Here is a 20795-nt window from a genome sequence, read left to right as displayed (position 1 = left end):
AGCTCGTCGAACCGTGTCCGTGGTTGTCCGTGGTTGCCTCGTGCGCAGGTCTAAGGGTGCCATGCCGCTTGACTCCGGCCCGCATCGGCATGGTCAGGCGGGCACGCGTACGCCCGCCAGGTTCTCGATCATCCGGTGGGAGCTCGGCCCGACCACCGCCGCCCACTCCTCGGGCGCGTCGGCCAGCCAGCCGGCCGCGCGGGCGGCGAAGCCGGGCACGTGCCGCCCCAGGTCGACCAGGGCGCGGTCGAAGCGGCCGGCGCCCTCCGGGGTGCGCACGAGGAGCTGGCCGACGTGGTGGACGAGGTCGCGCAGGTCGTCGCCGCTGTTCCGGGCGGCGGCCTGGAGCAGCGCGTCCAGCACGTCGATGTCGTGCTCGCGGGCCAGGAGCGCGTCGCGCAGTTCGCGGCGCAGCGTGCGGGAGGCGGGGATGCCGGGCGGCGTGAGGACGGCGGCGAGGGCGCACCGCAGTCGCACCGTCCCGCCGTCCAGCAGGCCGGTGACCAGGGGCAGCAGCACGGCCCGGGCTTCCGGGCCGCGGTCGAGCCGCTGGTCGACGTACGCGGCTACCTGCCCGGCGAGTTCCGGCCGCCGCTCCGTCGCCTCCCGGAGCACTGCGGCGACCCGCCGGGCCAGGCCGGGCGGGGTGGCGTCGGCGAGCGCCCGCAGAGCCTCTTCCGCGTCGGGGCGCTCCAGCCGCGCGGCGAAGGCGTCGAGGACCGGCTCGGGGTGAGCCAGGAGAGCTCCCGCCGGTACGTCCTGGGGGAAGCGCGGGTCGCCCGCAGCGAAGCGCTCCAGCGCCCGGGGGAGGTACTTGGCCCGGGTGTGCGGGTCCTGGACGAGGAGGGCGAGTGCGCCCCCGTGCAGGGCGTGGCCGGCGGGGCGGGCGAGCAGGGCGAGAGCCGCGTAACGCAGGAGGGCGCGGTCCTCTCCTGTGCTCACGTGCGGAGCGACGCGCAGTCCGTGCGCCACCGCGGCGTCCCGGCGCGCGGGCCGTTCGTCGAGCGCCCAGCGGTCCACGGCCCGGCACACCGCCGACGGTTCCTCCTCGGCCAGCGCGGCGAGCAGTTCGTCGGCCCGCCGGTGCGCGCGGTCGACGAGGACGTCCGTCAGCGCGTCCAGGGCCCGCCTGCGGTGGGTGTGCAGCAGCGCCTGCGCGGCCGTGGCCACGGTCGCGTGCGGGGTGGCGGGCAGCGGTCGCTCGTCGTCGAACCAGTCGGCGAGGAGCGGTTGCACCGCCGTGGGGTCGGCGGTGAGCAGCCGCGCCACGGCGTCGAGGAAGCGGGGACCGGCCTCGCACGGCGGGCCGTCGGCGTGGACCAGCCGCCTCAGCAGCCCGAGGCGCACGTCCTGCGGCAGGCGTACACCGCTCCAGAAGACGGGCCCGACCTCCTCCGGCACGGGCCGCTGCTGCCGCCGCCAGGCCACGATCCGGTCGGCGAGCAGCCGCAGCACCTCGGCGTACGGCGTCGCGTCGGGCACGGCCGACAGGGTCCCGGCGAGCAGCCGGGCGGCCCACCAGGACCGCGGGTCGGCGTCCAGCGCGTGGACCAGGTCCGCCAGCCGGGAGGCGAGCCGGCCGGTGCCGTGCTGGCGGGCGAGGAGCAGCAGGGCCTGGACCACGGGCCCGATGCGATGGTGCGGCACGGGGTCGGACCGGGGTTCCCCGCGCTGGTGGACGAGGGCCCGCAGGGCCTCGTCGAGGTCGAGGTGCGTGCCCTGGAGCCAGTCGGCGAGTTCCTCGTGGGCGAAGCGGTAGCCGGTTCCGGCGGGCACGAGCAGGCCCTCGTCGAGGACGGCCCGTGCCCAGCCGGTGCCGCCGCCGAGCCGCGCGGGGGCGGGCCCCCACGGGAACAGCGCCTCGAACGCCTCCCGGTCCACATCGCCGGCCCCGGGACCGAGGCCGCGCCGGGCGGCCTCGTGCACCTGCCCGGCGAACTTGGCGGCCAGCCGTCGTACGGCGGTGCCACGCAGGCCGTTCGCGTCGGCCAGGCGAGCGGCGACGCGCAGGGACATCAGGTCCAGGTGGGCCGCGAAGACCTCGTGCCGGTCGACGCCGGCGGCGGGCACGTCGAGGGCACCGTCCAGGGCGGTCCGGATCTCGGCGAGCAGCCGGATGGCCAGGGGATGCCGGGCGTCGGTGCCGGCGAGGGCGCCGTCCGGGACGCCGTGCCGCAGACGGGCCTCCCGGGCCTCGTCCTCGGTGAGGTCCCCGAGCAGTACACACGCGGGCCGCGCTTCCGCGCCTTCCGGCCGGTGCAGTACCTCAGCCGGGAACGGCACCTCCTCCCAGTACTCCGCCCGGCATGCCACCACCAGCCGCACTCCGGTCTCCCTCAGCCACCGCACCGTCCCGTCCGTCCACGGGGCCGGACGGCGGGCCAGGGCCCGCGGCATCTCCTCGGGGCCGTCCAGGACGAGCAGCAGGGGGCGGCCGAGAGCACGGGCCAGGCCGGCGAGGCGCTCGGGCGTGACGTCGCCCAGATCGGCCGGGAAGGGGGCGCGGTCGGCTGCCACGGCCAGGGCGGCCCGGGCCAGCGCCCGGCCCGCCGCGTCGGCCACCGACGCGTCGCCGTCCCGCAGTTCGGACCCGCGCAGCCACAGCGTGGGGTACCCGCCGCGCTCCCGGCGGGCCACGAGCGCCACGAGTTCCGTCGTACGACCGCTGCCCGGCGGCCCGACGAGGCCGAGGACGGCGGCCGGGCCCGCTGTGAAGTCGCTGAACTCGGCCGTCACAGCCGTCCGTTCGACCGGTTCCGGCCGGAGGCGGGCGGGGCCGTCCTGGGCCACCGATGTGCCGGTCAGCGCCAGCACTCCGGCAAGGTTGAGGTCGGCGCCGTACGCGGGGACCGTCGCCGCGTTCTCGGCGAGCAGTTCGGCGAGCGGGCCCGCCGCTCCCGGGAGCCGGGGACGCAGCGGCACCGCGAACCCGCCGTCGCGGTCGTCGGAGCTGAGCGCTGTACCGAGTACACCGACGACGGCACCCGTCGCGGCGTCGAGCACGGGGCCGCCGGCCGCTCCCCCGGCCGGCCGCAGTGCGTCCCGCCCTGCCGTGCCGACCGCCAGTTCCATCGCGTCGAGGCGGTGGACACGGTTCGTGGCCGTGTACGTCGCGGAGGCCGAGCCCAGAACACGTGCCTCGCGCCAGCCGCCGGCGGCGATCCGGACATAGGTGCCCGTCCGGGTGCCGTCCCGCACGGTGACCGGCAGCGGCGGCACGTCCAGGCTCTCGGTCCGTACGAGGGCCAGACCGAGGGCGGGCAGCGGGGTGATGGCGTCGGCGGTCACGGCACGGCGGCGGTCCCCGGCCCCGTGCAGGACGAGCCGGGGCAGTCCGTCGACGGCCTCGTGGCTGGTGACGAGCGTGCCGTGGTGGTCGGCCAGAAAGCCGGTGCCGCGGGGGCGGCCGGCGAGGTCGTGAATACGGACGAGGACTTCACCGGGGGCGGGGGTCGCCTGCTCCGCCGCCGCTGTTGCCTCATCCGCTGCTCCGGCGCGGTCCTCCCAGAACCGGTTCCGCGACGCCATCGTCGAGCCTCCCCGCCGTACACCCGTGCCCTCGCGTTCGACGGTAGGGGCGAGATGATCAGCGGGACAGACCGCTCGGTGAAAGCGCCCCCTTCCGCTCCCCCCGTTCACTCCGAGCGCCCGCACGCACGGGTGAATCAACGGTGACGGCTGGATACACCCTAGGGGTGGGGGAACCGAGGGGGGACCGTGGAGCGGCGACAGTGGAGGTACCCCGTGGTCGCCGCTCCACGGGCGGACACCGCTCTCCCGGTCCCGCCCGTCAGACGAAGACGGCCAGGCTCTTGGCCTTGCCCCGCTCCTGCTCGACGAGAGCGAGGAAGCGGCCCTCCGGATCGAAGACGGCGACGGGGCCGGAGCCCGCGTACTCGTCGGGCATCTCCAGCCGTACGCCGTTGGTGAGCAGCTTGGCCCGCCGGGCGTCGACGTCCCAGCGTGGGAAGGCGGCCGCCGCGGCCTCGGCGATCGGCATCACGGCCAGCTCCTGCTGGTGCTGGTCGAGCGTGCGGGCCGTGTCCAGCTTGTAGGGGCCGACGCGGGTACGGCGCAGGGCGGTGAGATGGCCGCCGACGCCGAGGTCGGCGCCCAGGTCGCGGGCCAGGGCCCGGATGTACGTACCGGAGGAGCAGACGACCGACACGACCAGGTCGAGTACGGGCGTGCCGTCCTCGGCTACGGCGTCCCTGACGTCGTACACGCCGAAGGAGGAGACCGTGACGGGCCGGGCCGGGATGTCGAACTCCTCGCCCTCCCTGGCCCGCTTGTAGGAGCGCACCCCGTTGATCTTGATGGCGCTGACCTTGGACGGCACCTGCATGATGTCGCCGGTCAGCTTGGCGACACCGGCGTCGATGGCGTCGCGGGTGACCTCGGAGGCGTCGGCGGAGGAGGTGAGCTCCCCCTCGGCGTCGTCCGTGAGGGTGTTCTGCCCGAGCCTGATGGTGCCCAGGTACTCCTTCTCGGTCAGCGCGAGGTGGCCGAGGAGCTTGGTCGCCTTCTCGATGCCGAGGACGAGGACGCCCGTCGCCATCGGGTCGAGGGTGCCGGCGTGCCCGACGCGTCGTGTTCTGGCGATGCCGCGCATCTTGGCGACGACGTCGTGCGAAGTGAAGCCCGACGGCTTGTCGACGATGACGAGGCCGTCGGGCGTGGTGTGCTTCTGGGTCATTCGGCGGTGTCGTCCGTCTCGTCGTCCTCGTCCGGCTTCCGGTACGGGTCGGCTTCACCGGCGTACTTCGCGCCGGCGGACGCCTCGCGCACCTTCTCGTCGGACTGGCGCGCCTTGTCGAGGAGGTCCTCGATGTTACGGGCCGTGTCGGGGAGGGCGTCCATGACGAAGGTCAGGGTCGGCGTGAACTTCACACCGGCGGCCCGGCCCACCTCGGAGCGCAGGATGCCCTTGGCGCTCTCCAGGCCGGCGGCGGCCTCGTTGCGCTCCTCGTCGTCTCCGTACACCGTGTAGAAGACGGTCGCCTCCCGCAGGTCACCCGTGACCCGGGTGTCCGTGATGGTGACGTGCGAGCCGAGCCGCGGGTCCTTGATCCCGCGCTGCAGCTTCTGGGCCACCACCTCTCGGATGAGGTCCGCCAGCCTTTTAGCCCGCGCGTTGTCGGCCACTGGTCCGTCTCCCGTTCTTTCCTGTCTGGGTCGTTCTTGGGTCGTCAGTCGTCTTCGCCGTGGAAACGCCGCCTGACGGACAGCAGTTCCACCTCGGGGCGGGCGGCGACCAGCCGTTCGCACCGGTCGAGCACCTCACTCAGGTGCCCCGCGTCGCCGGACACCAACGCGAGGCCTACGACGGCCCTGCGGTGGAGGTCCATGTGGTCCACCTCGGCCGCGCTCACCGCGTACTTGCGCTGGAGCTCGGCGACGATGGGGCGGACGACGGAGCGCTTCTCCTTCAGCGACCGGACGTCGCCGAGGAGCAGGTCGAAGGACAGAGTCCCCACGTACATGTGTAGCCGGATGACCCGCCGGTACGGGATCGATGGCCCTGCGGATTCGGGTGGCAGGGACATCAAGAACGGTACCGCGAACCTGGCGGGGGCTCGACGGGGTTTTCCTTCGCCCGCCACCCGCCCGTACGGTCGGCCAGGAGGCCCGGCCCCCGGGGCTCCGCCCCGGACCCCGGACCTACGCCCGCCCGCCACCCGACGCGGTGGGTTCGAGGTGCTGCCCGGGGCTCCGCCCCGGACCCGGCGGGGACTCCGTCCCCTGCACCCCTCACTGGGCTTCGCCCCGGCACCCCGGCCGGCTCGCCTCAGCAGCCGCCCGGCGCACCTCAGCGCCCGCCCAATTTCGCCGAGCACCCGCTCGGCACGCCTCGGCACACAGATCCACGTACCTCGGCACCCTGCTCAGCGCGCCTCAGCGCCCATGTCCGTGTGCCTCAGCACCCCGATCCGCCTGCCTCGGCACGCCGACCGGGTTGCCAACGGCCAGCCGGCCGACGCGGCGGGTGCCGCGTCGGCCGGTCGGTGGAAACCGTGGGTCAGACCCGCGGCTTCTCTCGCATCTCGTACGTCGCGATGACGTCGTCGACCTTGATGTCGTTGAAGTTGCCGAGGTTGATACCGCCCTCGAACCCTTCGCGGATCTCGGTGACGTCGTCCTTGAAGCGACGCAGGCCCTCGATGTTGAGGCTCTCCGCGATGACCTTGCCATCGCGCAGCAGGCGGGCCTTGGTGTTCCGCTTGACCTCGCCGGAGCGGATGAGAACACCCGCGATGTTGCCCAGCTTGGACGACTTGAAGACCTCGCGGATCTCCGCCGTACCGAGCTCGACCTCTTCGTACTCCGGCTTGAGCATGCCCTTGAGGGCCGCCTCGATCTCCTCGATCGCCTGGTAGATGACCGAGTAGTAGCGGACGTCCACACCCTCGCGCTCGGCCATCTGCTGCGCACGCCCGGCGGCGCGCACGTTGAAGCCGATCACGATGGCGTCGGAGCCCATCGCCAGGTCGATGTCGGACTCCGTGACCGCACCGACGCCGCGGTGCAGGACGCGGATGTCGACCTCTTCGCCGACGTCCAGCTGGAGCAGGGAGGACTCCAGCGCCTCGACCGAACCAGAAGCGTCACCCTTGATGATCAGGTTCAGCTGCTGGACCTCGCCGGCCTTCAGCACCTTGTCCAGGTCCTCCAGCGACACGCGGCGCGTGCGCTTGGCGAACGCGGCGTTCCGCTCACGGGCGGCGCGCTTCTCGGCGATCTGACGGGCCGTACGGTCCTCGTCGACCACCAGGAAGTTGTCGCCCGCACCCGGGACGTTGGTCAGGCCCAGGACCTGAACCGGCGTCGACGGGCCGGCCTCGGCCACGCTGTTGCCGTTGTCGTCGTGCATCGCCCGGACTCGGCCGTAAGCGTCGCCGACCACCATGGTGTCGCCGACCCGCAGGGTGCCGCGCTGGACGAGGACCGTCGACACGGCACCGCGGCCGCGGTCGAGGCGGGACTCGATCGAGATGCCCTGCGCGTCCTGGTTCGGGTTGGCCCGCAGGTCGAGCGAGGCGTCGGCCGTGAGGACCACGGCCTCCAGCAGGGAGTCGATGTGCAGACCCTGCTTGGCGGAGATGTCGACGAACATGGTGTCGCCGCCGTACTCCTCGGCCACCAGGCCGTACTCGGTCAGCTGACCGCGCACCTTGGTCGGGTCGGCGCCCTCGACGTCGATCTTGTTGACCGCGACGACGATCGGGACCTCGGCCGCCTTGGCGTGGTTGAGCGCCTCGACCGTCTGCGGCATGACGCCGTCGTTGGCCGCGACGACCAGGATCGCGATGTCGGTCGACCTCGCACCACGGGCACGCATGGCGGTGAACGCCTCGTGACCCGGGGTGTCGATGAAGGTGATCTTGCGCTCTTCCTCGTTGACCTCGGTCGCGACCTGGTAGGCACCGATGTGCTGGGTGATGCCGCCGGCCTCGCCCGCGATGACGTTCGTCTTGCGGATGGCGTCGAGGAGCCGGGTCTTACCGTGGTCGACGTGACCCATGACGGTGACGACGGGCGGGCGGACCATCAGGTCCTCCTCGTCGCCCTCGTCCTCGCCGAACTCGATGTCGAAGGACTCGAGGAGCTCGCGGTCCTCCTCCTCCGGGCTGACGATCTGAACCGTGTAGTTCATCTCGCCGGCGAGGAGGTGGAGCGTCTCGTCGGAGACGGACTGCGTGGCCGTGACCATCTCGCCGAGATTCATCATGACCGCGACGAGCGACGCCGGGTTGGCGTTGATCTTCTCCGCAAAGTCGGTGAGGGAGGCACCGCGCGACAGGCGAACGGTCTCGCCGTTGCCGCGAGGCAGCATCACACCGCCGACCGACGGGGCCTGCATGGCCTCGTACTCCTGGCGCCTCTGCCGCTTCGACTTGCGGCCACGACGCGCGGGACCGCCGGGACGGCCGAAGGCGCCCTGCGTGCCACCACGGCCACCGGGACCGCCGGGACGACCACCGAAGCCGGGACGGCCACCGCCACCGGGACCACCCGGACGACCGGCGAAACCGCCGCCGCCGCCACCGGGACCACCCGGACGGCCGGCGAAGCCGCCGCCGCCACCGGGACGACCCGCGAAGCCGCCGCCACCCGGGCGACCGCCGCCGCCACCGGGACGACCGCCGCCACCGGGACCGCGGCCGCCGGGGCCACCGCCACCGGGACGCGGGCCGGCAGCGGGACGCTGCGGCATCATGCCGGGGTTCGGACGGGGACCGGCCGAGCCACCGCCGGGACGCGGGCCGCCGCCCTGCGGACGCGGCATCGAGCCGGGGCTCGGACGGTTACCGCCCGGAGCCTGCGGACGCGGACCGCCGCCGGCACCCTGCGGACGAGGACCGCCCTGGCCCTGGCCCTGCGGGCGCGGGGCACCGCCGGGCGCACCGGGGCCGCCCGGACGCGGGGCGCCGCCGGGACGGGGCGCCTGCGGGCGCGCCATGCCGGTGGAGCCACCAGAGGTGAACGGGTTGTTGCCCGGACGGGGACCCGCCGGACGGGCACCGGGGCGCGGGGCGCCGCCACCCGGACGCGGAGCGCCGGGACGGTCGCCACGATCACCACGGCCCTGGCCTCCCTGGCCGGAACCACCCTGGCGCGGAGCACCCGGGCGCGGCGCCTGGCCGGCCGGACGCGGGGCGCCCGGACGCGGTCCGGAGCCCTGGCCCTGGCCCTGGCCCTGAGAGGCGGCCGGTGCGGCGGGAGCCGAGGGGGGCGCCGTGAACTCGGGCGTGGTCGGAGCCGGGGACGCCGGGGCGGGCCGCGGCGCGGGCTTCGGGCCCGGAGTGGGACGGGGGCCGGGAGTGGCCGGCGCGGCCGGAGCCGCGGGCTTCTCGGCGGCTGCCGGCTTGGGGGCCGGCGGGCGCGGGGCGGCCGGACGGGCAGCCTGCGCGGGTGAGGGGGCTCCCGGCTTCGCCGGTGCAGCCTTGCGGGCAGGGGCGGACTTGCCGCCTCCGTTGCCCTGCTGGAGGGCGTCCGTCAGCTTGCGTACAACAGGCGCTTCGATCGTCGAAGACGCCGAACGGACGAATTCACCGAGTTCCTGGAGCTTGGCCATGACGACCTTGCTCTCGACACCGAACTCCTTGGCGAGTTCGTAGACCCGGACCTTAGCCACTTCGCTCCTTTGAGGTCCGGGTTACGTCCGGACCGTCGCTAGTTCATGGGCGTACTCATCGCGTACTCATCGAGTGCTCATCGCAATCTCGACCTGCTTTCGACTCGCGAGGTACCAAGCCGCACGGTGTTCCGTGCGACACGTCTTCTTACCGTGTTGCCTGGTCGGCAACTGTTGTCTGCTCGACGTATCGGCGCAACGCCTTTGTGTCGAGCGGTCCCGGGGCGCGCAGTGCCCTCGTGAACGCCCGTCGGCGTACCGCCTGGTCGAGACAGATCTGGGCGGGGTGTACGTACGCACCCCGGCCGGGCAGCGTACCGCGAGGATCAGGGGCGCATGCGTCCTTGATCAACACGATCCGCAACAGATCGGCCTTGGCCGCTCGCTCCCGACACCCCACACAAGTGCGTTCAGGGCATGCGCGGACGCGCGTCCGGCCAGACACCGTTAAGTCTACCTCCCCGTACGCTCCTCACCCCTTTGGGGCAGGATTCGAACAGTTGCCGCGCATGAACCTGTCGTGATCTGAACGGCTCGCGGCTTGGATCTATTCCCCGGCGCTGTCCCCGGAGTCGTCCCTGGCGCCGTTCCCGGCCGGTTCCGTGTCCGGGCGGATGTCGATCCGCCAGCCGGTCAGCCGGGCGGCGAGCCGGGCGTTCTGCCCTTCCTTGCCGATGGCGAGGGAGAGCTGGTAGTCGGGCACGGTCACCCGGGCCGACCGGGTCGCCATGTCCACGATCTCCACCTTGGAGACCCGGGCCGGGGACAGCGCGTTCGCCACCATCTCGGCCGGGTCCTCCGACCAGTCGACGATGTCGATCTTCTCGCCGTTCAGCTCGCCCATCACGTTGCGCACCCGGCCGCCCATGGGGCCGATGCAGGCGCCCTTGGCGTTCAGGCCGGACCGGGTGGAGCGGACGGCGATCTTCGTCCGGTGACCGGCCTCGCGGGCGATCGCGGAGATCTCCACGGACCCGTCGGCGATCTCCGGCACCTCCAGGGCGAACAGCTTCTTCACCAGATTGGGGTGCGTACGGGACAGCGTCACGGACGGGCCGCGCACGCCCTTGGCCACCCGGACGACGTACGACCGCAGGCGCATGCCGTGCTGGTAGGTCTCGCCCGGCACCTGCTCCTGCACCGGCAGGATGGCCTCGAGCTTGCCGATGTCGACGAGCACGTTCTTCGGGTCGCGGCCCTGCTGGACCACGCCGGTGACGATGTCGCCCTCGCGGCCGGCGTACTCACCGAGCGTCGCGTCGTCCTCGGCGTCGCGCAGGCGTTGCAGGATGACCTGCTTGGCCGTGGTGGCGGCGATACGGCCGAAGCCCGTGGGGGTGTCGTCGAACTCGCGGGCCTCCTGGCCCTCCTCGAGGTCGTCGGGGTCCTCCTTCGCCCACACGGTCACATGGCCGCTCTGCCGGTTGAGCTCCACGCGCGCGTGACGGCGGCTTCCCTCGGTGCGGTGGTAGGCGATGAGGAGGGCCGACTCGATCGCCTCGACCAGCAGGTCGAAGGAGATCTCCTTCTCCCGAACCAAGCCCCGCAGGGCGCTCATGTCGATGTCCACGGCTACGCCTCCTCTTCCTTCTTGTTGTCCTTGCGGCTGAACTCGACCTGGACACGCGCCCGGACGATGTCGTCGAAGGCGAGTCTGCGTGCGGTGGGCTTGCGGCCCTTGACCCCGGGGATCTCGGTGTCGACACCCTCGTCGTCGACCTTCAGGATCCGGGCGACCAGCTCGCCGCCCTCGGCCAGCTGGAACTTCACCAGGCGGTCCTGGGCGCGCACGTAGTGCCGGTGTTCCGTGAGAAGGCGCTCCGCGCCGGGGGTACCGACCTCGAGGGTGTACTCCCCCTCGCCCATCGCGTCCGACTCGTCGAGCTTCGCCGAGAGCGCGCGGCTCACATCGGCGATCTGGTCCAGGTCGGCGCCCGTGTCCGAGTCGACGACCACGCGCAGCACACGCTTGCGTCCGACGGAGTCCACTTCGATCTCTTCGAGGTCCAGGCCCTGAGAGCTGACGAGCGGTTCCAGTAGTTCTCGCAGCCTCTCGCTCTGGGTGGTGCTCATCCGGGTGACTCCTCGGCCGCGTGTGCTGTTGTGGGATGGGGCGCGTGTCTGGTCAAAGGGTATCCGGTCGCAGGGAGTGTTGCCGTCCACCCGGTGACGAACGGTGCCGCTGAGTGGTCCCGGGCGACGGCCCGGGTACCGTGATCACGGGCGTGCAGCCCTGCCCGTCGCTTCTTTCTCGTACGAGCCCCCCGAGGACGTCCGAAGTGCCGTTTTCCCCATCGCCGCGCGCCCGCTCGGGGCCGCGCAGGAGGAGTCTGCTCGCCGTCGCCCCGGCGGCCCTCGCCCTGGCCGGCTGCACCGCCGGCGGCGGGGACTCCGGAGACCCGGGCGACGGCCCGTCGGCCGCCGACCGCCGGGCACGCGCGCGTGCGGCGCGGGACAGCGAGGAACTGGTCGAGCGGTACGACGCTGTGATCGCCGCCCGGCCGGGGCTCGCGGAGTGGCTGCGGCCGCTGCGGGAGGAGGTCGTACGGCATGCGCGGGCGTTCGGCGTCGCCCGGAAGGCGTCTCCCTCCCCTTCTGCCTCCTCCGCTTCGTCGTCCCTCTCGGCCGCTCCTGTGCCGGAGAACGACCGGGACGCGCTCGCCGTGCTCGCCGCCGCTGAGCGGGAGCTCGCCGACCGGCGGGCCAAGGCCCTGGTCGGAGTGGAGGGCGAGCTGGCGCGGCTGCTGGCCTCGGTGGCGGCCGCCGGGGCGGCGCACGTCTATCTGCTGACGGAGGGGGACGCGTGAGCGACTCGAAGGACCAGGAGTTGCGGGCCCTCCAGGCGGCGCTGGCCGCCGAGCACGCGGCGGTGTACGGGTACGGCGTCGTCGGCGGGCGGATCGGCGACGGGCAGCGCGTTGAGGCACGGACGGCGTACGACGCGCACCGGGCGCGCAGGGACGCGCTGGCGCGCGAGGTGAAGGACCTGGGTGGCAGGCCCGCGGCCGCGGCCGCCGGGTACGCGCTGCCGTTCCCGGTGGCGGACGCCGCGGCCGCCGCGCGGCTCGCCGCCGAGCTGGAGGACCGGGTGGCCGGGGTCTACTCCGACCTGGTGCGCGCGGCGGGCGGCGGGCGGCGGGTGCTGGCCGCCGAGGCGCTGCGGGAGGCCGCGGTGCGGGCGGTGCGCTGGCGCGGCGAGAGCGTAGCCTTCCCTGGGCTCGCCGAGCGGGCGGACACGGCTCCGCCCGCGGCCGCGCCCACGCCGTGACCCGTAGGGCACGCATCGCGGACAGTACGAAGGGAACGACTCGCTCATGGTTTTCGAACCGCCGAAGCGCCTGGTCAGGGCGCTCGGTGAGACGGCACCGGACGGTGACGACTGGCTGGAGGAGCTGCCCGGGGCGGCGCGGCGGGCCGTCGCTCTACGCGAGTTGACCGTGGAGCGGGTGCAGGTGCCCGGCGGGCGCAGCAGCCTGGTCGTACTGGTGCGCACGGCCGACGGGACGCCCGCCGTGCTGAAGCTGGCGCCGGGCCGGGCCCGCCCGGAGGCGGAGCGGGCCGCGCTCGCGCACTGGGGCGGTCTGGGCGCCGTACAGCTGCTGGAATCCGCCATGGCCGAGGGTGTGCTGCTGCTGGAGCGGTTGCATCCGGATGTGTCGGTGCGGTCGCTGCCGGAGGCGAAGGCGTTGCTGGAGGCGGCGGGGACGCTGCGGCGGCTGTGGGTGGAGCCGCCCGCCGGCTTCCCCTTCGAGACCGTGGCGGAGCGGACCGGGCGGCAGGCCGAGGCGATGCGGGCGCGGGCGGGGGCCGATCCCGAGGTGGCCCCGCTCGTCGATCTGGCGCTCGCGGCGCGCGAGGAGCTGCTGGCCGCGCCGCCCGAACACCGGCTGCTGCACGGCACGTTCCGGCAGAGCAAGGTGCTCGCCGGGGAGCGGATGCCGTGGCTGGCCGTGGGCCCCGACCCGGTGGTCGGCGAGTGCGCCTTCGATCTGGCCCGTCTGGTGCGCGACCGGGTGGAGGACCTGATCGCCCAGCCGTCCGGCGCGGCCACGACCAGGCGCCGGGTGAAGCGGCTGGCCGAGTCCCTGGACGTGGACCAGGAGCGGCTGCGCGGATGGACGCTGTTCCGGGCCGTGGAATCCGGTGTGCGGGCGGGGCGGGTGGGCCGGCCGCGCGACGCGGAGCTGTTGCTGGAGTTCGCGGGCTGGCTGTGAGCGCCCCGGAAGGACCGGGGCGCTCACAGGGCGGCCGGGTCGTCGCTCAGGCCGTGAGCCGGGCGATGGCCTCCTCGACCGTCAGCTCCTCGCGCTCGCCGGTGCGGCGGTCCTTCAGCTCCACCACGCCGTCGGCCGCGCGCCGGCCGGCCACCAGGATCTGCGGTACGCCGATCAGCTCGGAGTCCGTGAACTTGACACCCGGGGAGACGCCGGGGCGGTCGTCGACCAGGACGCGGACACCTGCCTTCGACAGCTTCTCGGAGATGTCCAGGGCCAGTTCGGTCTGCAGGGCCTTGCCGGCGGCGACCACGTGGACGTCGGCCGGGGCGACCTCCTGGGGCCAGCACAGGCCCTTGTCGTCGGCGCTCTGCTCGGCGAGGGCGGCGACCGCGCGGGAGACGCCGACGCCGTAGGAGCCCATGGTGACGCGGACCGGCTTGCCGTTCTGGCCGAGGACGTCGAGCTTGAGGGCGTCGGTGTACTTGCGGCCCAGCTGGAAGATGTGGCCGATCTCGATGGCGCGGTCGAGGACGAGGCCGGTGCCGCACTTCGGGCAGGGGTCGCCCTCCTGCACGACCACGACGTCGACGTACTCGCCGACCTCGAAGTCGCGGCCCGCGACGACGTTCTTCGTGTGCGTGCCGGCCTTGTTGGCGCCGGTGATCCAGGCCGTGCCGGGCGCCACGCGCGGGTCGGCGATGTAGGTGACCTTCTCCAGGCCCCGCGGTCCGACGTAGCCGCGGACCAGGTCGGGGCGGGTCGCGAAGTCCGCCTCGGTGACCAGCTCGACGGCGGCCGGGGCGAAGTGCGCCTCGACCTTGTCCATGTCGACCTCGCGGTCGCCGGGCACGCCGACGGCGACGATCTCGCCGTCGACCTTGACCAGGAGGTTCTTCAGCGTGGCGGAGGCCGGGACGCCGAGGGAGGCGGCGAGGGTCTCGATGGTCGGGGTGTCGGGGGTCGGGATGTCCTCCGCGGCCGGGAGGTCCGAGGCGTCGACGGGCTGCAACTCGTACGTGATCGCCTCGGTGTTGGCGGCGAAGTCGCAGTTCGGGCAGTCGGCGAAGGTGTCCTCGCCGGCCTCGGCCGGGGCGAGGAACTCCTCGGACTTGGAGCCGCCCATGGCGCCGGCCGTGGCGGCGCAGATGCGGTAGTCGAGGCCGAGGCGCGCGAAGATCCTCTGGTAGGCCTCGCGGTGCAGGGCGTAGGACTTGGCGAGGCCCTCGTCCTCGGTGTCGAAGGAGTAGGAGTCCTTCATGAGGAACTCGCGGCCGCGCAGGATGCCCGCGCGGGGCCGGGCCTCGTCGCGGTACTTGTTCTGGATCTGGTAGAGGATCACCGGCAGGTCCTTGTAAGAGGACGCCTGGTCCTTCACCAGCAGGGTGAAGATCTCCTCGTGGGTGGGGCCGAGGAGGTAGTCGCCGCCCCTGCGGTCCTGGAGGCGGAACAGCTCGGGGCCGTACTCCTCCCAGCGGCCGGTGGCCTCGTACGGCTCACGCGGCAGGATGGCGGGGAGCAGCACCTCCTGGGCGCCGATCGCGTCCATCTCCTCGCGGACGATGCGCTCCACGTTGGACAGGACCCGCTTGCCGAGCGGCAGCCAGCTCCAGATGCCGGCGGCGGTACGGCGCACGTACCCGGCGCGGACGAGGAGCTTGTGGCTGAGGACCTCGGCGTCCGCCGGGTCGTCGCGCAACGTCTTCGCCATCAACTGGGACATGCGCTGGACCGGTGCGTTCGCCATGGTTCCTCTGCTCCTGCTGCGTGTAGGTGATGGCAGGAGGTTATCCGGGGGGTGCGCGGGGGCGGAAATCCGTTATCCGCGGCGCAGGGGCAGGGGGGCTCCCATCACGGCGTACGGCTTGGGGGCGCTGGGGAAGAGGACCTGGCGGGCGAGGTCCTGGTAGCCGAGGGAGCGGTAGAGGGCGCGGGCGGGGCTCTCGGTGTCGATCGCGGAGAGGATCGAGCGGGGTTCGGCGGCGCCGTCGGTGATGGTGGTGATCAGGGTGCGTCCGATGCCGCGGCTCTGGTGAGCGGGGTGGACGTGCAGTTCGGTGATCACGAAGGAGTCGTCGAGCCAGTGGTCGTGGTGGTTGGCTCTGAGGTACGGCTCCACGACGGTGGACCACCAGTGGGTGCGGTCGTTGGGCATGCCGTAGACGAAACCTACGAGGTTTCCGCCCTCTTTCGCACCAAGGGCCCTTGCCCCGGGGTAGGTCATGTGGCGCAGGACGATCTGGCGGCGGACTGCGACTTCGTCGGGGCCGAGACCGAAGGCCACGGCTTGGACGGCCAGGGCCTCGTCGACGTGGGCGGGGAGGTCGAGTGGGCCGATCACGAGGTCCATGGCGGGGAGCCTACAGGGGGGTTGCGGTTGTCAGCCGGGTGCGGGGCTTCTCTGGCTGGTCGCGCAGTTCCCCGCGCCCCTGGGGCCGGTTCCGGTTCCCCTCAGGTCCGATCAGAAGAGCACGCTCATGAAGGCGCCGACCTCTTGGAAGCCGACCCTCTGGTACGTCCTTCGGGCCGCCGTGTTGAAGTCGTTCACGTAGAGGCTGACCACCGGGGCGACGTCGGCCAGGGCGTAGCGCAGTACGGCTGCCATGCCGGGGGCCGCCAGGCCCGTGCCGCGGTACTCGGGGGCCACCCACACGCCCTGGATCTGGCAGGCGCGGTCCGTCGCGGCGCCGATCTCTGCCTTGAAGACGACCTTGCCGTCCGCGTCGAAGCGGGCGAACGCGCGGCCGGAGCCGACGAGTTCGGCGACGCGGGCCTGGTAGAGGAGGCCCCCGTCGCCGGCGAGCGGGGAGATCCCGACCTCCTCGGTGAACATCGCCACACACGCGGGCATGAGCGTTTCCATCTCGTCCTTGCGGACGCGGCGGACGTAGGGGTCCGGGGCTATGCCGGTCGGCAGGCTGTCGGTGACCATGAGCGGCTGCCGGCGTCGGACGTCGCGGGCCGGCCCCCACTGGGGTTCCAGCAACCTCCACAGGTCCGCGGTGGACCCGGCGGGGCCGACGATGGAGGAGCAGCGGCGGCCGGCCCTGCGGGCCCGGTCGGCGAAGGCGCGAACGGCGCGCGGACCGGCGCAGATCGGGACGAGGTTGGCGCCCGCGTAGCACAGGGACGTCAGCATGCCGTCCTCGTACCAGCCCCACATCTCGCCGCCGAGCCGCCACGGGTCGAGGCCGGCGATCTGCACCCTGGACGTCACGAAGGCGTTGGCGACCGGCTCGCGGTCGAGTACGGCGAGCGCGGCGTCCAGGTCGCTCGGTTCGAGGACCCGGGAGGTGGTCTGCGTCAACAAGTGCGGGGCCTCACACACTCCGGGGGGTTGCTGGTCCCCGCACTATAGCTGCGCTGCTTGGGTGGGGCGCCTTCGAGCTCGGGAGGGACGGTTTGTCGGCGGGTGCGGGTCTTGTGTGGTTGCTCGCGCCCACGCGGCGTAGCCGCATATCGACAACAGCCCCGCGCCCCCAAGATCGCAACCCTGTCGCCAACCCGGAGAGTCTCAGCCCGCGACCGCCACCGACGGCTCGCCGGAAGCGACGCCGTCGGCTTCCATCTGCTCGGCGATCTTCATGGCCTCCTCGATGAGGGTCTCCACGATCTTGGACTCGGGGACCGTCTTGATGACTTCGCCCTTGACGAAGATCTGGCCCTTGCCGTTGCCGGAGGCGACGCCGAGGTCGGCCTCGCGGGCTTCGCCGGGGCCGTTGACGACGCAGCCCATGACGGCGACTCGGAGGGGGACCTCCATGCCGGTGAGGCCGGCCGTGACCTCTTCGGCCAGCTTGTAGACGTCGACCTGGGCGCGGCCGCAGGAGGGGCAGGAGACGATCTCCAGGCCGCGCTGCTTGAGGTTCAGGGACTCCAGGATCTGGTTGCCGACCTTGACCTCCTCCACGGGGGGCGCGGAGAGGGAGACGCGGATGGTGTCGCCGATGCCCTGCGAGAGGAGCGCGCCGAAGGCGACCGCCGACTTGATCGTGCCCTGGAAGGCCGGGCCCGCCTCCGTGACGCCGAGGTGCAGCGGGTAGTCGCACTGGGCGGCGAGCTGCTTGTACGCCTCGATCATGACGACCGGGTCGTTGTGCTTGACGGAGATCTTGATGTCGCGGAAGTCGTGCTCCTCGAAGAGGGACGCCTCCCAGAGCGCCGACTCGACCAGGGCCTCCGGCGTCGCCTTGCCGTACTTCTGGAGCAGGCGCCGGTCGAGGGAGCCCGCGTTGACGCCGATGCGGATCGGGGTGCCGTGGTCGCGGGCCGCCTTGGCGATCTCCTTGACCTTGTCGTCGAACTGCTTGATGTTGCCCGGGTTGACGCGGACGGCCGCGCAGCCGGCCTCGATCGCGGCGAAGACGTACTTCGGCTGGAAGTGGATGTCGGCGATGACCGGGAGCTGCGACTTGCGGGCGATGGTCGACAGGGCGTCGGCGTCGTCCTGCGTCGGGCAGGCGACGCGGACGATCTGGCAGCCGGAGGCGGTCAGCTCGGCGATCTGCTGGAGGGTGGATCCGATGTCGGACGTACGCGTCGTCGTCATCGACTGCACCGAGACGGGGGCGTCTCCGCCGACCGCCACGGTCCCGACCTGGATCTGGCGGCTCTTCCGGCGCTCGGCGAGCTTGGTCGGTACGGACGGCATGCCGAGAGAAATCGCAGTCATCTGCTGTGCAACCCCAAGTCGTGGATCAAGGTCCGGTCCCGTGAGCGGCGGGCTCCGAGCTTCGCGCTTCGAGATTACGGCACATGGCTGGGGCCGGGCACATCCCGCCCGCATCGGCGCCCCATGGGGGCGGCCCGGCACGCGGAGTGCCGGGCCGCCGCGGAACCGCGTATGACTAGGAGATTCTCACCGGGTTAACGACGTCCGCGATCAGGACCAGGATCGTGAAGCAGACGAAGATCCCGGCGACCACATAGGCGACCGGCATGAGCTTCGCCACGTCGAAGGGGCCCGGGTCCGGCCGGCGCAGCACCTTGGCGGTGTTGCGGCGCAGCGACTCCCAGAGCGCGCCCGCGACATGGCCGCCGTCGAGCGGCAGCAGCGGGAGCATGTTGAACAGGAACAGGGAGAGGTTGAAGCCGGCGACCAGCATGAGGGCCATGGCCAGCTGCTGGGTCGGCGGGATGTCCAGGGTGAAGATCTCGCCGCCGACGCGGGCCGCGCCGACCACGCCCATCGGGGAGTCGGCCTCACGGGGCGCGCCGTCGAACGCCGCGTTCCACAGGGCCGGGATCTTGCCGGGGAGGGCGGCGAGGGAGTCGACGGCGTCGCCCATCCGGTCTCCCATCCAGCTCACGGACTCGCCGAAGTCCTGCTTGACCACGCCGGTGGCCGCGCTGAAGCCGAGGAAGCCGGCCTGGACGTACTGGCCCTCGACGATCTGTCCGCTGGAGTCCTTCTTGGCGACCTGGTTGGTGGCGATCTTCGCCTGCAGGGTGACGTCCTGGCCCTTGCGGTCGACGACGATCGGCACCTCCTGGCCGGGGGTGGCGCGGATGAGGTCGGACAGCTTGTCCCAGTCGTCCGTCCTGACGCCGTTGAAGGAGACGATCTTGTCGCCCGCCTTCAGGCCGGCGGCGGCGGCCGGGCTGGCCGGGTCGCCCTTCTCGCACTTGTCGCGGTTCTCGCTCTGCGCGATGACGCACTGGGAGACGGAGCTGACGGTGTTCGTCTGCTGGGCGATGCCGAAGCCCATCAGGATGCCGAGGAACAGCGCCCACGCGAGGACCAGGTTCATGAAGGGGCCCGCGAACATCACGATCACGCGCTTCCAGGGCTTGCGCGTGTAGAAGAGGCGGTTCTCGTCGCCCGGCCTGAGCTCCTCGTAGGCGGCGGTGCGGGCGTCCTCGATCATGCCGCGCCACGGGGAGGTGGAGCGCGCGGTGAGCCGGCCGTCGGGGCCGGGCGGGAACATGCCGATCATGCGGATGTAGCCGCCGAACGGGATGGCCTTGATCCCGTACTCGGTCTCCCCCTTCTTGCGCGACCAGAGGGTCGGTCCAAAACCGACCATGTACTGCGGCACGCGGATGCCGAACAGCTTGGCGGTCGACAGGTGGCCCAGCTCGTGCCACGCGATCGAGAACAGCAGGCCGACCACGAAGATCACTATGCCGAGGATGAACATCAGGGTCGTCATGCACGGGCCTCCGCCGTCTGTGCCGCCAGTTCCCGGGCCCGGGTCCGCGCCCAGGTCTCCGCTTCGAGGACGTCCGACACGGTGAGCGAGGTTCCCGCACGCGGGGTGCCGTGCTCCTCGACGACCCGGGTCACGGTCTCCATGATGCCGTTGAAGGGCAGCGCGCCCTGGCGGAACGCCTCCACGCACTCCTCGTTGGCCGCATTGAACACCGCGGGGGCGGTGCCCGCGAGTTCGCCGACGTGCCGGGCGAGGTTCACCGAGGGGAAGGCCTCGTTGTCGAGCGGGAAGAACTCCCAGGTCGAGGCCTTGCTCCAGTCGAAGGTGGGGGCCGCGTCGGGGACGCGCTCGGGCCAGCCGATGCCGATGGCGATGGGCCCGCGCATGTCGGGCGGGGTCGCCTGGGCCAGTGTCGATCCATCCGTGAACTCAACCATCGAGTGGACATACGACTGCGGATGCACGACGACCTCAATGCGGTCGAAGGGAATGTCGTAGAGGAGGTGTGCCTCGATGACCTCCAGGCCCTTGTTGACGAGGGTCGCGGAGTTGATCGTGATGACCGGGCCCATCGCCCAGGTGGGGTGGGCGAGGGCGTCCTCGACGGTGACGTTCGCCAGTTCCCGCTTCGTACGGCCGCGGAAGGGGCCGCCGGAGGCCGTGACGACCAGCTTGCGGACGTCGGCGCGGGTGCCGGCGGCCAGGGCCTGGAAGAGGGCGGCGTGCTCGGAGTCGACCGGGATGATCTGGCCGGGCTTGGCGAGGGCCTTGACCAGCGGGCCGCCCACGATGAGCGACTCCTTGTTGGCGAGCGCGAGAGTGCGGCCCGCCTCCAGGGCGGCCAGGGTCGGGGCGAGGCCGATGGAGCCGGTGATGCCGTTCAGGACGGTGTGGCAGTCGGATGCCGCCAGGCGCGTGGCCGCGTCCGGTCCCGCGAGGATCTCGGGGAGCGGCTCGCCCGTGCCGTACTGCGCGGAGAGCGCCTCGCGCAGGGCCGGTACGACGTCCTCGCGCGCGACCGCGACCGTGGGCACCCGCAGCCGGTACGCCTGCTCGGCGAGCAGCGCGACCCGGCCGCCGTTGGCGGACAGGCCGGTGACCCGGAAGCGGTCAGGGTTGCGCAGCACGAGGTCGATGGCCTGCGTGCCGATGGACCCGGTGGAGCCGAGGATCACCACGTCCTTCGGGCCGTCGCCCGCTACGGGGTCGTAGACGAGGTGCGGGTCTGCGAGTGGGGCTGGACTGTCGCTCATTCCTCCATTGTTGCCGTAAGGGTGGTGTGCGAGGACAGCG

17 protein-coding genes are annotated in these 20795 nt (G+C 72.4%); 3 read left to right on the top strand and 14 right to left on the bottom strand.

Features of this window, described 5'->3' with window-relative positions; translation table 11 throughout:
• Window positions 1-93: 93 nt before the first annotated feature.
• The 8 genes from ACFZBT_RS14940 to rimP form a co-directional block, all read right to left on the bottom strand.
• Entirely contained in the window at window positions 94-3528 is a 3435-nt protein-coding gene (locus ACFZBT_RS14940) for a trypsin-like peptidase domain-containing protein (protein ID WP_391102902.1), read from the bottom strand.
• 262 nt (window positions 3529-3790) lie between these two features.
• Complete coding sequence (gene truB, locus ACFZBT_RS14935; protein WP_391102900.1) at window positions 3791-4696, bottom strand: tRNA pseudouridine(55) synthase TruB; 906 nt, start codon at window positions 4694-4696, stop codon at window positions 3791-3793.
• Window positions 4693-5145 (bottom strand): 30S ribosome-binding factor RbfA, encoded by a 453-nt coding sequence (gene rbfA / locus ACFZBT_RS14930; protein ID WP_189728170.1) that lies wholly within the window; start codon window positions 5143-5145, stop codon window positions 4693-4695. Before rbfA ends, truB begins: the two co-directional genes overlap by 4 nt.
• A gap of 44 nt (window positions 5146-5189) precedes the next feature.
• Window positions 5190-5483, bottom strand: coding sequence for a DUF503 domain-containing protein (locus ACFZBT_RS14925; RefSeq protein WP_184598380.1), 294 nt, complete (start codon window positions 5481-5483; stop codon window positions 5190-5192).
• Window positions 5484-6019: 536 nt separating this feature from the next.
• Window positions 6020-9136, bottom strand: coding sequence for a translation initiation factor IF-2 (gene infB, locus ACFZBT_RS14920; RefSeq protein ID WP_391102895.1), 3117 nt, complete (start codon window positions 9134-9136; stop codon window positions 6020-6022).
• Window positions 9137-9284: 148 nt separating this feature from the next.
• On the bottom strand, window positions 9285-9581 hold the full coding sequence (locus ACFZBT_RS14915) for a YlxR family protein (protein ID WP_382496744.1): 297 nt from the start codon (window positions 9579-9581) through the stop codon (window positions 9285-9287).
• 102 nt (window positions 9582-9683) lie between these two features.
• The gene (nusA, locus tag ACFZBT_RS14910) at window positions 9684-10706 is read right to left on the bottom strand and encodes a transcription termination factor NusA (RefSeq protein WP_391102891.1); all 1023 of its coding nucleotides are present in this window, start codon (window positions 10704-10706) and stop codon (window positions 9684-9686) included.
• Window positions 10707-10708: 2 nt separating this feature from the next.
• Complete coding sequence (rimP, locus tag ACFZBT_RS14905; protein ID WP_391102889.1) at window positions 10709-11209, bottom strand: ribosome maturation factor RimP; 501 nt, start codon at window positions 11207-11209, stop codon at window positions 10709-10711.
• 206 nt (window positions 11210-11415) lie between these two features.
• Here rimP and ACFZBT_RS14900 point away from each other — a divergent pair, with 206 nt between their 5' ends.
• The 3 genes from ACFZBT_RS14900 to ACFZBT_RS14890 are packed head-to-tail and all read left to right on the top strand — an operon-like array spanning window position 11416 to window position 13350.
• Entirely contained in the window at window positions 11416-11943 is a 528-nt protein-coding gene (locus ACFZBT_RS14900; RefSeq protein WP_391102887.1) for a hypothetical protein, read from the top strand.
• Window positions 11940-12404 carry a DUF4439 domain-containing protein gene (locus tag ACFZBT_RS14895; RefSeq protein WP_391102884.1) on the top strand — a complete coding sequence of 155 codons (465 nt, stop codon included), beginning with the start codon at window positions 11940-11942 and terminating at the stop codon, window positions 12402-12404. Before ACFZBT_RS14900 ends, ACFZBT_RS14895 begins: the two co-directional genes overlap by 4 nt.
• A 46-nt stretch (window positions 12405-12450) precedes the next feature.
• Window positions 12451-13350, top strand: a complete 900-nt coding sequence (locus tag ACFZBT_RS14890; protein ID WP_391102882.1) for an aminoglycoside phosphotransferase family protein — start codon at window positions 12451-12453, stop codon at window positions 13348-13350.
• A 46-nt stretch (window positions 13351-13396) separates the two neighbouring features.
• Here ACFZBT_RS14890 and ACFZBT_RS14885 read toward each other — a convergent pair whose 3' ends face one another.
• From ACFZBT_RS14885 to dxr, 6 genes are all read right to left on the bottom strand, one after another.
• Window positions 13397-15097 carry a proline--tRNA ligase gene (locus ACFZBT_RS14885; RefSeq protein ID WP_391102879.1) on the bottom strand — a complete coding sequence of 567 codons (1701 nt, stop codon included), beginning with the start codon at window positions 15095-15097 and terminating at the stop codon, window positions 13397-13399.
• Window positions 15098-15169: 72 nt separating this feature from the next.
• Window positions 15170-15700, bottom strand: coding sequence for a GNAT family N-acetyltransferase (locus ACFZBT_RS14880; protein WP_391102877.1), 531 nt, complete (start codon window positions 15698-15700; stop codon window positions 15170-15172).
• Between the two features lie 111 nt (window positions 15701-15811).
• Complete coding sequence (locus tag ACFZBT_RS14875) at window positions 15812-16660, bottom strand: GNAT family N-acetyltransferase (protein WP_391102874.1); 849 nt, start codon at window positions 16658-16660, stop codon at window positions 15812-15814.
• A gap of 204 nt (window positions 16661-16864) precedes the next feature.
• Complete coding sequence (ispG, locus tag ACFZBT_RS14870) at window positions 16865-18022, bottom strand: flavodoxin-dependent (E)-4-hydroxy-3-methylbut-2-enyl-diphosphate synthase (RefSeq protein WP_391102872.1); 1158 nt, start codon at window positions 18020-18022, stop codon at window positions 16865-16867.
• A 175-nt stretch (window positions 18023-18197) separates the two neighbouring features.
• Window positions 18198-19490 (bottom strand): site-2 protease family protein, encoded by a 1293-nt coding sequence (locus ACFZBT_RS14865; RefSeq protein WP_391102970.1) that lies wholly within the window; start codon window positions 19488-19490, stop codon window positions 18198-18200.
• Between the two features lie 8 nt (window positions 19491-19498).
• Window positions 19499-20755 carry a 1-deoxy-D-xylulose-5-phosphate reductoisomerase gene (gene dxr, locus ACFZBT_RS14860; protein ID WP_391102870.1) on the bottom strand — a complete coding sequence of 419 codons (1257 nt, stop codon included), beginning with the start codon at window positions 20753-20755 and terminating at the stop codon, window positions 19499-19501.
• Between the last annotated feature and the right edge of the window lie 40 nt (window positions 20756-20795).

This window comes from Streptomyces sp. NPDC008137 (genome assembly GCF_042957035.1).
Classification (GTDB): domain Bacteria; phylum Actinomycetota; class Actinomycetes; order Streptomycetales; family Streptomycetaceae; genus Streptomyces.
Note: the sequence above shows the minus strand (reverse complement) of the source record. Positions and strands in the feature narration are given on the sequence as shown.